The 13,271-nt window shown below is 71.3% G+C and carries 8 protein-coding genes; all 8 read right to left on the bottom strand.

Annotated features, from left to right (window positions below):
- Positions 1–64: 64 nt before the first annotated feature.
- A complete protein-coding gene (locus ACYVC6_RS09710; protein ID WP_460713431.1) occupies positions 65–571 on the bottom strand; it encodes a hypothetical protein in 507 nt (168 codons plus the stop codon).
- On the bottom strand, positions 568–2,286 hold the full coding sequence (locus ACYVC6_RS09705; RefSeq protein WP_460713429.1) for an FGLLP motif-containing membrane protein: 1,719 nt from the start codon (positions 2,284–2,286) through the stop codon (positions 568–570). Before ACYVC6_RS09705 ends, ACYVC6_RS09710 begins: the two co-directional genes overlap by 4 nt.
- 147 nt (positions 2,287–2,433) lie before the next feature.
- Positions 2,434–5,193 (bottom strand): FAD-binding and (Fe-S)-binding domain-containing protein, encoded by a 2,760-nt coding sequence (locus tag ACYVC6_RS09700; RefSeq protein WP_460713427.1) that lies wholly within the window; start codon positions 5,191–5,193, stop codon positions 2,434–2,436.
- Between the two features lies 1 nt (position 5,194).
- Positions 5,195–6,469 carry a hydroxyacid-oxoacid transhydrogenase gene (locus tag ACYVC6_RS09695; protein ID WP_460713425.1) on the bottom strand — a complete coding sequence of 425 codons (1,275 nt, stop codon included), beginning with the start codon at positions 6,467–6,469 and terminating at the stop codon, positions 5,195–5,197.
- Entirely contained in the window at positions 6,466–7,383 is a 918-nt protein-coding gene (locus ACYVC6_RS09690; RefSeq protein WP_460713423.1) for an NUDIX domain-containing protein, read from the bottom strand. Before ACYVC6_RS09690 ends, ACYVC6_RS09695 begins: the two co-directional genes overlap by 4 nt.
- A 41-nt stretch (positions 7,384–7,424) precedes the next feature.
- Positions 7,425–8,660, bottom strand: coding sequence for a geranylgeranyl reductase family protein (locus tag ACYVC6_RS09685; RefSeq protein WP_460713421.1), 1,236 nt, complete (start codon positions 8,658–8,660; stop codon positions 7,425–7,427).
- 72 nt (positions 8,661–8,732) lie between these two features.
- Complete coding sequence (locus tag ACYVC6_RS09680; protein ID WP_460713419.1) at positions 8,733–9,068, bottom strand: hypothetical protein; 336 nt, start codon at positions 9,066–9,068, stop codon at positions 8,733–8,735.
- Between the two features lie 241 nt (positions 9,069–9,309).
- Complete coding sequence (locus tag ACYVC6_RS09675) at positions 9,310–13,218, bottom strand: DNA-directed RNA polymerase subunit beta' (RefSeq protein WP_460713417.1); 3,909 nt, start codon at positions 13,216–13,218, stop codon at positions 9,310–9,312.
- Positions 13,219–13,271 lie beyond the last annotated feature (53 nt).

Genomic DNA, 13,271 nt, shown 5'->3' with positions numbered 1-13,271 from the left:
CAGGGCGACCGGGACCACGAGGCGACGCTGCCGGGGGCTCACCGGCCCAGGGTAGGCGCGGAACCTAGCCGATCGAGACGTGCCCCTCCTCGTCCTCGACGCTCAAGACGACCGGCTCGGTCTGTGCGCCCGCGGCGACGGTGCACTCGACGGTGTCGCCCACCTGGACGACTATGACCTGGTGCCCGCAGTCGACCTGCGCGGAGGAGAAGTCGTCAGAGAGCGTGGATACGACGAACGGCTGGATCCGGTCCTGCAACAACACCACGGCGTCGAGCGTGACCTCGACCCGGACCTTCTCGGCGTGCACATCTCGAAGGCGCACCCGGTAGGGCACCTCGGCGTCGGCGACGTGGAGCGTGCACGGCAGGGTCATCCCCTCCCGCAACGCCCGGTCGGGGCAGCGGGCCCCGTCGATACCGAGCTCACCTAACGCCGTCTCCTGGCTCTGCTCCAGGTAGTCGGCGACGGCGACCGCGTCCAGTCCGGGCTCGTCACCGCAGCCGGCGAGCAGCCCGACCCCCAGGACCAGCCCGAGGAGGTGCGCCGGGCGCGGCGTCCGGGCGGTCATGCCGGGACCGCCGTCGTCGGCGCCTGCTGCTGAGCCGGGTCCGGACGGAACCGGAACCAGGCCCAGAACACCAAGGAGGCGAGGCCGAACGCGCCGAACAGCACGACAGTGAGGGTCGCGGTCGCCGACGTGGAGCGGCCGAGGTAGCCGGCCTCCGGGATGAGGAGGACGTGGACGAACACGAAGGCGACCACCGCGGTCAGGGCGAGCCACGGGATCAGGCCCCACTGCCGCACCCGGTGACCCGGGAGGAACCGCAGCGGCACAAGCGAGAAGAGAAGCCCCTCGATGCCGCCGATGAACAGGCAGGCGAGCAGGGCGTCGAGGGCCAGGATCCCGAACGACGCGTCGTCGGCGTTGGCCCGGTCCACGACCTGTCCGAAGGCGACCCACGCGCCGAGCGACACGAGCAGGACCGCGACCAGGGTGGCGAACTCGGCCCGTCCGGCGGTGCGCCGTTCCAGCGACGCCGCGAAGACCGCCCCGCCCAGGATGCCGAAGAGGTAGCCGGGCTCGAAGTGGGTCAGCCGAGAGACCACCACGCACAGCACCGCGACGACGAGCGCACCCGGGACCGCCCGCAGGAACCACTCGTGCGGCTGGTGCCGCACGGTGCGGAACAACCAGCCCGTCAGGGCCACCACCGCCACCGCCACCAGCAGGGCGACGAAGATCCCGGTCAGCAGCGCGTAGGACGGCGTGTTCGCCCCGAGGTCCTCGTCGAGCAGGCCACCCAGGAGGGCGCCGACCACCGTGCAGAGCAGGAAGACCCCGAGCCGACGGGGCCGGCTCTGCGGCGCGGCCGGGACGGGACGTCGAGGGCGCCGCAACGCGCGGTCGATGCGGTCGCGGTTCTCCTCGTAGGTGCTGTTGAAGATCGCAGCCGGGAACACGATGAGCAGGCCGAGCACGGCGGCCAGCAGCGCGGCCTGCGGCAGCCGGTTCCCCAGACTGTCCAGGGCGTCCGCGGGTGTGGTGAGCGCGCCGGGGACCGAGGAACGGCGCCCGGCGTCGACCGCCGCGGCGCTCTCCTCGGCGGTGTCGCTGTGCGGGAGAAGGAACTCCGGCAGCGTCCCACTCACGCCGGCGGTCGTCGGGTCCACCGACACGGGGTCCGACGAGGTCGTGGGCTCGATCGGCGGCAGCGCGACCGGCGTACCGGTGATGGTCGAGCGCTGGGTGAGCTGGTCCACGTCCTGGTCGCCGATCGTGCAGTTCGCGGCATGCCCGGCGGCCGTGAGCGTGATCGTCTGCACGTAGGTGCCGGCCATCGCGGACACGTAGGTGACCCCGTCGCGAACGCTGGTCTTGGTCAGCGCGAGCCGGCCGGTAGCGGCGTAGTCCGCTCCGTGCTCGGTGGTCAGCTCACCGGTCACGGTGTCGAAGCAGTCGAGCGCCTCCTCCTCGGTGAAGACCAGTCCCTGCCCGCCCGGGGACAGCTCGAGCTCACCGGGCTCACCCTCGTCCTTGTGCACCGACACCATGCACCCGGCTGCGGTCGAGCACCCCTCCCCGAAGCGGTAGGTCACCGTGCCGCTGGCGTCACCGATGGTGGGCACGACCTCCTGGGTCTCGTAGACGATGGTCCAGGTTCCCTGCAACACCGCGTCGTCGTCAGCGGCGCCGGAACCCGAGGCCGAGCTCGTCGCGCCGAGCAGGATGACGAGCAGCACGCCCAGCGTCGTCCCAAGGGCTGTGCGGATCCAGTTGACCATGTCGTTCCCCCCGACGGGTGCCTGCCCGAGCAGTGGGTCGTCAACTCACGACTGTGCCCGAAAAGCGACTCGGTCTCTGTAGCCCAGACGTGCCCCTCGTCGATGAGCCATCCGGACTAACCCGTTTGGGGGATGCCCGCCCGGAGGTCAGGGAGGCGGCGCCAGCAGCTCCGCAAGGTGCAGCGCCTGCACGCCCGCGAGGTCGTCGAGCTGCACCCGGCAGGACATGCCGTCGGCCAGCACGACCGCGTCGGGGTTGCCGCGCACCGCCGGGAGGAGATGGGTCTCGGCGACGGCCACGGACACCTCGTAGTGGCCCTTCTCCATGCCGAAGTTGCCGGCCAGGCCGCAACAGCCGGCCACCCTGGTGACCGTGGCGCCGGCCTTCTCGAGCAGCGCCTGGTCGGTGGCCCAGCCGATCACCGCGTGGTGGTGGCAGTGCGGCTGGGCGACGATCTCCATGCCGGTGAGGTCCGGGAGCGGCAGTTCCCTGCGGGTGACGAGCTCGGCCAGGCTGAGGACGTCGGGTGCTTCGCCGGTCAGCTCGACCGCGTCGCTGCGGAGGGTCGCCAGGCAGGACGGTTCGAGCGCGACCACTGGCACGTCGGACTCGACGTAGGGCCGCAGCGTCCGCATGGTGCGTTCCATGATGGCGCGGGCCTTGTCGAGCTGGCCGGTCGTGATCCAAGTGAGGCCGCAGCAGGCGTCCTCGGGGATCACCCTGGCGGTGAGACCCACCGACTCGAGGTAGCGGATCGCGGCGTGACCGTTGCCGGGGAAGAAGTGGTCGCTGAACGAGTCGGCCCAGATCCACACGTCCGGGACGTCCCCGCCCGCCGGGACCGACTCCCGCAGGGTGGTCGGGGCGAACGCCGGGATGGACCGCCGCTGGTCGATGCCCGCCGTGGCCCGGGCCAGCCGGGCGAGCGGACCGAGCCGCAGCATCCGGTTGGCCAGGGGAGCGAAGGGGGCGGCACGGTCGGCCCAGCGCGGCAGCCGGCCGAGCAGGTAGTGGCTGCGCGGGCGGCGTACGCCCTCGACGTCGTGCTTCTGGTGCAGCGCCTCGGCCTTGTAGGTCGCCATGTCCACGCCCGTCGGGCAGTCGGACGCACACCCCTTGCAGGCCAGGCACAGGTCGAGCGCCTCCCCGACGGCCGGGTCCGCGAGCCCCTTGACCAGCGTCCCGTCGAGCGCCTCCTGGAGCACCCGGGAGCGTCCCCGAGTGGAGTCCTTCTCGTCGCGGGTGGCGAGGTAGGACGGGCACATCACGCCGCTGGTCGTCGGGGCCACGCACTTGCCGACCCCGGTGCAGCGATGCACGGCGTCGCCGAGCGAGCCGCCGTCGTGGACCAGGTTGAGCGCGCTGCGCACGACGGTGCGCGGACGCAGTGCGCGGAGGGAGGCGTCCAGGGGCTCGGGGTCGACCAGGACGCCCGGGTTGAGCAGGTTGTCGGGGTCGCACACCGCCTTGGCGGCGGCGAAGAGCATGAGTGACTCCTGGTCGTACATCAGGGGCAGCAGCTCCGAGCGTGCCCGGCCGTCACCGTGCTCTCCCGACAGCGACCCGCGGTGCTCGCGGAGCTTGTGGGCACTCGCCTTCAGGAAGTCGCGGAAGACACGCCTGCCGCGCTCGTCACCGGGCACGAACGGGAAGTCGATGCGCACGTGCACGCAGCCGTCGCCGAAGTGCCCGTAGGGCACGCCGTCCAGGTCGTGCGCGCGCAGCAGGTCGTCGAAGTCGCGCAGCCAGGCACCGAGCCGCTCGGGTGGGACGGCGGCGTCCTCCCAGCCGGAGTAGGCGGGTCTGTGCAGGCTGCGCGCGGCGAGGCCGGCGCCGTCCTCGCGGATCCGCCACAGGGCCGCCTGCTCGGCGAGGTCGGGGACCCGGCGGTGGCCGAGCGCGGCGGAGGCCGCCACCACCTGGTCCGCCACGGACCCGGCGTCGTCACCCGCGACCTCGACGAACAGCCAGCCGGCGCCGCGCGGCAGCTGCGGCACCGCCGCGCCCCCACCCGATCCCTGGGCCCTGACCAGGTCGACGATCCGGGCGTCGAGGCCCTCGCAGGCGATCATCCGGCCGCCGGCGACCGACAGCAGCGCCGGCACCGCATCGGCGGCCTCGGCCATCGACGGGTAGCCCAGGACCACGAGCAGGCGCCCGGACTCCTCCGCCACGAGCCGCACCGTCGCTTCCAGGACGACGCCGAGGGTGCCCTCCGACCCGACCAGGAACCGGTCGATGCGACGGCGCTCCGGCAGCAGGTGCTCGAGGGAGTAGCCGCTGACCTGGCGGGTGAACCTGCCGAACTCGGTGCGGATGTGCCCGAGGTGGTGGTCGCCCATCGCCGCCAGCCGGTCGGTGGCGGGGCTGGCCCCGCCCTCCCAGACCTCGCCGGTGCCGAACGCGACCTTCAGTCCCTCGACGTTGTCCGACGTCCGCCCGTAGCCCAGCGCCCGGGACCCGCAGGCGTTGTTGCCGATCATCCCGCCGATCGTGCAGCGCGGGTGGGTCGACGGGTCGGGCCCGAAGCGGAGCCCGTACGGCGCCGCGGCGCGCTGCAGGTCGGCGTGGACGGTGCCGGGCTGGACGACCGCGGTCCGGGCCTCGGGATCGATCGACAGCACGTTGCCGAGGTGCCTGACCGTGTCGACGACGATGCCCGGGCCGACCGCGTTGCCGGCGATCGAGGTGCCGGCCCCCCGCATCGTGACCGGCACACCGAGCGCGCGCGACACGTCGAGGACGGCGAGGATCTCGTCGGTCTCGCGCGGCCGGACGACGACCTGCGGCACGACCCGGTAGAGGGACGCGTCGCTGGAGTAGAGCGCCCGGGCGAGGGTCGAGTCGTCCACGTCGGCAACCCCTCGGCGGCGCAGCTCCGCCACCAGATCCGGGGTCGTTGTCACCTCACCAGTGTTCCATCGACGCGGCGATGATCCCGGCGAGGTCCTCCTCCGTGGGCGTCCTGGGTGAGGTGGCCAACAGCCGTTGCTGCTGGACCGCGCCGGCGACCAGGTCCGGCACGTCCGCCTCGCCGTACCCGACCTCGGCCAGCCCGTTGGGGATGCCGACGTCCTGCATGAGCGCGCGGAGCACGCCGGGCAGCACGTCGGGACCGTCCCCGCCCACGCCCGGGTCGAGCAGCCGGGCGGCCCGCAGGTGGCGGCCCGGGTCGGCCTCGTAGGTGAACCGGAACGCCTCCGGAGCAGTCAGGGAGACCGCCATGCCGTGCGGCACGATCGGCGCCCCCGCTGGGTAGCCCGGGGGGACGTAAGACCGCACCCGGCCGGCGATCGGGTAGGCGTTGGCGTGCGGGATGTGCACGCCGGCGTTGCCGAAGCCGAGCCCGGCGAACGTCGCGGCCATCGCCATCTGCTCGCGCGCGTCGATGTCGGAACCGTCCTGCACGGCCTTGCGGAACGCGCCGGCGAGAAGCGTGAGGGCCTTCTCCGACCACAGGTCGGCGATCGGGTTGGCGCCGCAGTAGGGCACCCGCTGTTCGGGCTGCTTGGCGTCGAAGTCGGCGTACCAGCGCGCGGTGTAGCTCTCCAGCGCGTGGCACAGGATGTCCATCCCGGCCGCGGCGGTCACCATCGCCGGTTGCGTGATCGTGAGCGTCGGGTCGACGACCGCCAGCTTCGGGCGGAGCGCGGCGTGACTGATCCCGGTCTTCACGTGCAGCGACAGCACGTCGAGGACGCAGATCGTGGTGCTCTCGCTGCCGGTGCCGGTCGTCGTCGGCACCGCCACCAGAGGCAGCAAGGGACGCTCGGGTGCCCGGGCCATGCCGACCGGGGCGTTGATGTAGTCCATCAGCTCGCCCGGGTTGGTGAGCAGGAGGTTGACCGCCTTGGCGGTGTCGATCGCCGAGCCCCCGCCGACCGCGAGCACCGCGTCGAAAGGCGCTCCCTGTGACTGGGCGTCGTGGGCGAAGGCGATCGCGGTCTCCATCGACTCGTCGGTCGGCTCCACCCGCGCGCCGTCGAAGACGACGACCTCCAGGCCTTTCGCCCGGCACTGGGTGGCGATCCGCTCCGGGTGGCCGGTGGCGGCAACGCCGGCATCGGTCACGAGCAGCACCCGCCGGGCACCCATGGCCAGCAGGTCGTGCCCTACCTCGGCGCTGGCGCCGGTGCCGAACTTCAGCGCCGGCGCGGCGTAGGTGAAGACGGTCTCGGTCATCGGCGAAGCCTCCGCTCCCGGGCGGCGAGCGCCGCCCCGACGTTGGGGCGCACGGGGAAGGCCGGTCCGTCGATGTCTGCGAGGTCGACCCAGGCGGCGGCGTCGGTGGTGCCGCCCTGCTCGACGACTCGGGGCGGGTCGTCGCCGGACACCTGCGCCTCGAAGATGATCTGGACGGTGTGGAAGTCTTCGCGACGGCCGGACGGCGCCGTGCCCTCGAAGTGCGAGTCGGCGACCTCCAGGACGTCGCCGACGGTGCACCGGAGCCCGGTCTCCTCGAACATCTCCCGCGCGAGCGCCTCCCGCGGCGACTCCCCGTGGTCGATCCCCCCACCGGGCAGCGACCAGCCGCCCGGGTAGGGGCCTCGGGGCGAGTTGCGCACGAGGAGCACCTGGTGACCTCGGATCACCAGTCCGTACGCCGCCACCCGCTGGAGCTGGAACGCGACGTGCTGCTCGAGCACCTCGGTGACCAGCGAGACCGTGGGCACCGTGCCGTTGAGCACCTCGGCGAGCGGCATCCAGGCGGCGTCCATGGTCGAGCCGTCCACCTCGACGACGCGTGGCTCGGGCGCGTCGACCGGCACCCAGCCGTCGTAGACGATCCGGACCGCATGCGCGTCGACGCGGCGGCCGTGTCGCCAGTCGTTGCGGTTGTGGAAGGAGTAGACGCGGGCAGTCTCGGCGATGTCGACGTCCAGACCGGTCTCCTCGTGCACCTCGCGCACGACCGCGGCGCGGGGGTCCTCACCGTGTTCGACTCCCCCGCCGGGGAGGGTCCACAGCTCCTTGGCGGACAGCCGGGAGGCGAGGCGGCTGAGCAGGATCTTGTGGTCGCGGATGATGACGGCGTACGCCGCCACCCGCTGGACCTTCCGAACCTGGCGGCTCGGCCGCCTCTCCCGTTGCGCCACACTCCGACCCTAGATTCCCGGGCCACGGCTTGGGCGCGCGGTCATGAGAACGGCGGCCGCGCGTCTCTCGCGAGCGACCGGCGCCCGGCCCACCTCCACACGCGCGCGGCCCGGTCGCGGTCCTCGTCTGTGACCAGGTTGCCCATCCACCGCAGGGCCAGGGTCATCAGCCAGTCCGACCGCATGCCGGGCGGCCCGAACCGCGGCAGCACCCACGGGACCGTCACCAGCCCGGCGAGCCGACGCGCGATGGAGAAGGACTCGCCGTAGTGCTGGGTCAGCAGCGCCGGCCAGGCCCGGCCGAGGGCCGCCCCGTCGGCGATCGTCTCGGCGACCAGGCGGCCGGTCTCGAGGCCGTAGTCGATGCCTTCGCCGTTGAGCGGGTTGACGCAGGCGGCCGCGTCGCCGATCAGCGCCCAGTTGGCCCCGGCGACGTTGCTGACCGCCCCGCCCATCGGGAGCAGTGCGGAGGTGGGCATCCGCAGGTCACCCGAGAGCTGGAACTCCTCGCGGCGCTGGTCGGCGTAGTGGGCCATCAGCGGCTTGATGGCGATGTCGGCGGGACGCTTGCTTGTCGCCAGCGTGCCGACGCCGATGTTCACCTCGCCGGTCCCCAGCGGGAAGATCCAGCCGTATCCCGAGAGGACCTTGTCGTCCTGGTCGCGGAGCTCGAGGTGCGAGCTGATCCACGGGTCGTCGGACATCCCTGACGCGATGTAGGAGCGGCCCGCGACGCCGTAGACGGTGTCGCGGTGCCACTCGCGTCCGAGCACCTTGCCCAGCGGCGAACGGACGCCGTCGGCCACGACCAGGTGCCGGCACTCGATCTCTCGCTGTCCGTCGTCGGTCCTGAACACGACGCCCGCGACCCGGTCGCCGTCACGGCGTACGTCGACAGCGCGCACCCCGTCGATCGCCGTGGCCCCGGCCTTGATCGCCGTGGTCCGGAGGTGGTCGTCCAGCTCGGTCCGGGCCACCGCCGAGCCCCAGTCGGGCAGGGAGCCACCCGGCCAGGGCAGGTGCAGCGTCTGGCCGAAACCGTGCGCGCGGAGCCCCTGGTTGACGGTGTGGGCGCGCAGCCAGTCCTCGAGGCCCAGGCGCTGCAGCTCGCCGATGGCCCGCGGGGTGAGGCCGTCACCGCAGGTCTTGTCGCGTGGGAAGACGGCCGCGTCCGCGAGGACGACGTCCAGACCCGCCCGAGCAGCCCAGGCCGCGGCCGCCGAGCCAGCGGGGCCGGCACCCACGACCAGCACGTCGGCGTGGGTCGGAGCGGTCACCCCGCAATTGTCTCAGGGCGTCGGCCAGCAGGCGGAATCCGGGATCGCCCGCCACTGGCCGCTGCCCGCGGCTCAGGCTCCCTGTTCGCCCGTCGGCGGGAACCGCTGCTCGGCGTCCTCGTAGCCGTCCGAGTCGGCATACATGCCCTTCTCGGCGTCGAAGTCCCGGTCGGTGTTGTCCACCTCGGCGCCCTCGGGGCGGTTGTCGGGGTCGAGGCGCTCCTGACGCTCGGCCTCGATCTCCTCGGCCTCCGCGGGGTCGGCCCCGGGCTGCTGGGTCCCGGGCTGCTCCTCGGCCTCACCCGAGACCGGTCCGATCTCGTCCTGGCCTGGCCTGGCGCTGGTCTCGGCACCCGCCGACACCAGGCGGTCCGCTTCGGTCACGTCGGTCTTGTCGTGCTCACCCATGCGGGATCCGGTACCCAACCATCCCGTGAGCGTGCGCCCCGGCGAGTCGGCGCTACTGAGCGTCAGTAACGACGACTCGGCGGCTGGGGTTGGGCTTCGTGATCGCCGAGTCGGCGCTACTGCTTGAGGGGCTTCACCGGCGCGGCAGTACCGCCGACTCGGCTCCGTCCAGACGAGACAGCAGAGGGCCCCTCCGCTCGTCAGCCTGGCGGCTGCCTCGCGAAGGGGCCCTCTGCATGTCTCAGTTCTGATAGCTCCCGAAGTCGAAGTCATCGAGAGCCACTGCGTGACCACCGCCGAACTCGTAGTCGTAGGCGTCGTAGCCGGTGACGGAGTAGGCCGCGGCGCGGGCCTCCTCGGTGGGCTCCACCCGGATGTTGCGGTAGCGCTCGAGGCCGGTGCCCGCCGGGATCAGCTTGCCGATGATCACGTTCTCCTTCAGACCGCGCAGCGAGTCCGAGCGACCGTGGATGGCCGCGTCGGTCAGCACCCGGGTGGTCTCCTGGAAGGAGGCCGCCGAGAGCCACGACTCGGTGGCCAGCGAGGCCTTGGTGATGCCCATGAGCTCGGGGCGACCCGAGGCGGGCTTGCCGCCCTCGGAGACCACCCGACGGTTCTCCTCCTCGAAGCGACCGCGGTCCACGAGGTCCGACGGCAGCATGTTGGTGTCGCCGGACTCCAGCACCGTGATCCGGCGCAGCATCTGCCGCACGATGATCTCGATGTGCTTGTCGTGGATCGCAACGCCCTGCGAGCGGTAGACCGCCTGCACCTCGTCGACGAGGTGCTGCTGGGTCTTGCGGACGCCCAGGATGCGGAGCACCTCCTTGGGGTCCGGGGTGCCGACCACGAGCTGGTCGCCGACCTCGAGGTGGTCGCCGTCGCCGACGCGCAGGCGCGAGCGCCGGCTGACCGGGTATTCCTGCACCTCGGAGCCGTCGTCGGGGGTGACCTTGACGACGCGCGCCTTGTCGGTCTCCTCGATCTCGACCCGGCCGGCCACCTCGGTGATCGGCGAGACGCCCTTGGGCGAGCGGGCCTCGAAGAGCTCGACCACGCGGGGCAGACCCTGCGTGATGTCGTCGGCCGAGGCCACACCACCGGTGTGGAAGGTACGCATGGTCAGCTGCGTGCCCGGCTCACCGATCGACTGGGCCGCGATGATGCCCACGGCCTCGCCGATGTCCACGAGCTTGCCGGTGGCCAGCGAGCGGCCGTAGCACTTCGCGCAGGTGCCGGTCTTGGCGTCGCAGGTCAGCACGGAGCGGACCTTGACGGTCTCGATGCCGGCCGCCACGAGCTCGCCGATCCTGACGTCACCGAGGTCCTCGCCCGCCGTCGCCAGCACTTCGCCGGTGTCGGGGTGGGCGATGTCGACGGCCGCCGTGCGGGCGTACGCCGCGGTCTCCGCGTTGTCGTCCTTGCGGACGGTGCCATCGGCGTCGCGGACGCCGATCACCTTGTCGAGACCACGCTCGGTGCCGCAGTCGTCCTCACGGATGATGACGTCCTGCGACACGTCGACGAGGCGACGGGTCAGGTAGCCGGAGTCGGCGGTCCGCAGCGCGGTGTCCGCCAGACCCTTCCGGGCGCCGTGCGTGGCGATGAAGTACTCCAGCACGGTGAGGCCCTCGCGGAAGTTGGACTTGATCGGCCGCGGGATGATCTCGCCCTTCGGGTTGGCCACGAGACCACGCATCGCGGCGACCTGCCGGATCTGGTTCATGTTTCCGGAGGCGCCCGAGTCGACCATCATGTAGATCGAGTTGGTCTTGTCGAAGTGGGACTCCATGGACTTCCCGACCCGCGAGGCCGCCTCGGTCCAGATCTCGATGAGCTCCTGGCGGCGCTCGTCGTCGGTCACCAGACCGCGCTCGAACTGCTGCTGGACCTTCGCCGCCTGCTTCTCGAACTCGGCCAGGATCTCGACCTTGTCCGGGGGGGTGGTGACGTCATCGATCGACACGGTGACACCGGAGCGGGTGGCCCAGTGGAAACCGGCGTCCTTGAGGGCGTCCAGCGACGCCGCGACCTCGACCTTGGTGTAGCGCTCGGCCAGGTCGTTGACGATCGCGCCCAGGGCACGCTTGCCGACCTCGTAGTTCACGTAGGGGTAGTCGGCGGGCAGCGTGTCGTTGAAGAGGGCCCGGCCCAGCGTGGTGTTGAGGGTGATCGAGCGACCCTCCTCCCAGTCGGCGAGGTCCCACTCGAGCGGCGGGACGACGTCGTCGAGCCGGATCCGCACCTCGTTCTGGAGGGTGATCTCGCCGCGGTCGAAGGCCATGATCGCCTCGGCCGGCGACGAGAACGAGCGGAGGCGCTCCTTCTTCTTGTCGTGCGGGTCGACCGCCTGGCCACGCTGGGTGGTCAGCCAGAACAGGCCGATGATCATGTCCTGCGAGGGCATGGTCACCGGACGGCCGTCCGACGGCTTGAGGATGTTGTTGGTCGACAGCATCAGGATCCGCGCCTCGGCCTGGGCCTCGGCGGACAGCGGCAGGTGCACCGCCATCTGGTCACCGTCGAAGTCGGCGTTGAAGGCGCCGCACACGAGCGGGTGGATCTGGATGGCCTTGCCCTCGATCAGCTGCGGCTCGAAGGCCTGGATGCCGAGGCGGTGCAGGGTCGGTGCCCGGTTGAGGAGCACCGGGTGCTCCATGATGACCTCTTCGAGGACGTCCCAGACCATCGCGTAGCGCGAGAGACCGGAGGTCGCGCGCTCCACCATCCGCTTGGCGGACTTGATGTTCTGCGCATGCGAGAGGTCGACCAGCCGCTTCATCACGAACGGCTTGAAGAGCTCCAGCGCCATCATCTTGGGCAGACCGCACTGGTGCAGCTTGAGCTGCGGGCCCGACACGATGACCGAGCGGCCCGAGTAGTCGACGCGCTTGCCGAGCAGGTTCTGGCGGAACCGGCCCTGCTTGCCCTTGAGCATGTCGGACAGCGACTTCAGCGGCCGGTTGCCCGGGCCGGTGACCGGACGGCCGCGGCGGCCGTTGTCGAACAGCGAGTCGACGGCCTCCTGGAGCATCCGCTTCTCGTTGTTGACGATGATCTCGGGGGCACCGAGGTCGAGCAGCCGCTTCAACCGGTTGTTGCGGTTGATGACCCTGCGGTAGAGGTCGTTGAGGTCGGAGGTGGCGAACCGGCCGCCGTCGAGCTGCACCATCGGGCGCAGGTCCGGCGGGATGACCGGGACCGCGTCGAGGACCATGCCCTCGGGCTTGTTGCCGGTCTTGCGGAACGCGTCGACGACCTTGAGGCGCTTCAGCGCGCGGACCTTGCGCTGACCCTTGCCGGTGGCGATCGTGTCGCGGAGCGACTCGACCTCACCCTCGACGTCGAAGTCCTGGAGGCGCTTCTGGATCGCGGTGGCCCCCATGTGGCCCTCGAAGTACTTGCCGAACCAGTTCTTCATCTCCCGGTAGAGCATCTCGTCGCCCATCAGGTCCTGGACCTTGAGCGCCTTGAACGTGCTCCACACCTCTTCGAGGCGGGCGATCTCGGCCTCGCCGCGGCGGCGCATCTGGGTGCGCTCCCGCTCGGCACCGTCACGGACCTTGCGCTTGGCGTCGGCCTTGGCGCCCTCGGCCTCGAGCTCGGCGAGGTCGGCCTCTTCCTTCTTGGTCCGCTCGTCGAGCATGGAGTCCATGCGCTTCTGGAGGCGCTCGCGCTCCAGCCCGACCTTGTTCTCCAGCGACTCGAGGTCGCGGTGGCGGGCGTCCTCGTCGACGGAGGTGATCATGTAGGCCGCGAAGTAGATGACCTTCTCGAGGTCCTTCGGGGCGAGGTCGAGCAGGTAGCCGAGCCGGCTGGGGACACCCTTGAAGTACCAGATGTGGGTGACCGGAGCCGCGAGCTCGATGTGGCCCATCCGCTCGCGGCGGACCTTGGAGCGGGTCACCTCGACGCCGCAGCGCTCGCAGATGATGCCCTTGAAGCGCACGCGCTTGTACTTGCCGCAGTAGCACTCCCAGTCCCGGGTGGGACCGAAGATCTTCTCGCAGAAGAGTCCGTCACGCTCGGGCTTGAGCGTGCGGTAGTTGATGGTCTCCGGCTTCTTGACCTCGCCGTGGCTCCACCCGCGGATGTCCTCCGCGGTGGCCAGGCCGATCTGAAGCTGGTCGAAGAAGTTCACGTCGAGCACGATGGCTGCTGTCCTTCGGTAGTTCTGTGTGTGTGGCTGGGGACTGGGCTGGT

It is taken from the genome of Nocardioides dilutus (genome assembly GCF_054779555.1).
Note: the sequence above shows the minus strand (reverse complement) of the source record. Positions and strands in the feature narration are given on the sequence as shown.

Excerpts from the sequence above, each read along its gene's own strand:
- ACYVC6_RS09710 (WP_460713431.1), bottom strand. The coding sequence starts at position 571 with ATGACCGCCCGGACGCCGCGCCCGGCGCACCTCCTCGGGCTGGTCCTG.
- ACYVC6_RS09695 (WP_460713425.1), bottom strand. The coding sequence starts at position 6,469 with ATGACCGAGACCGTCTTCACCTACGCCGCGCCGGCGCTGAAGTTCGGC.
- ACYVC6_RS09705 (WP_460713429.1), bottom strand. The coding sequence starts at position 2,286 with ATGGTCAACTGGATCCGCACAGCCCTTGGGACGACGCTGGGCGTGCTG.
- ACYVC6_RS09680 (WP_460713419.1), bottom strand. The coding sequence starts at position 9,068 with ATGGGTGAGCACGACAAGACCGACGTGACCGAAGCGGACCGCCTGGTG.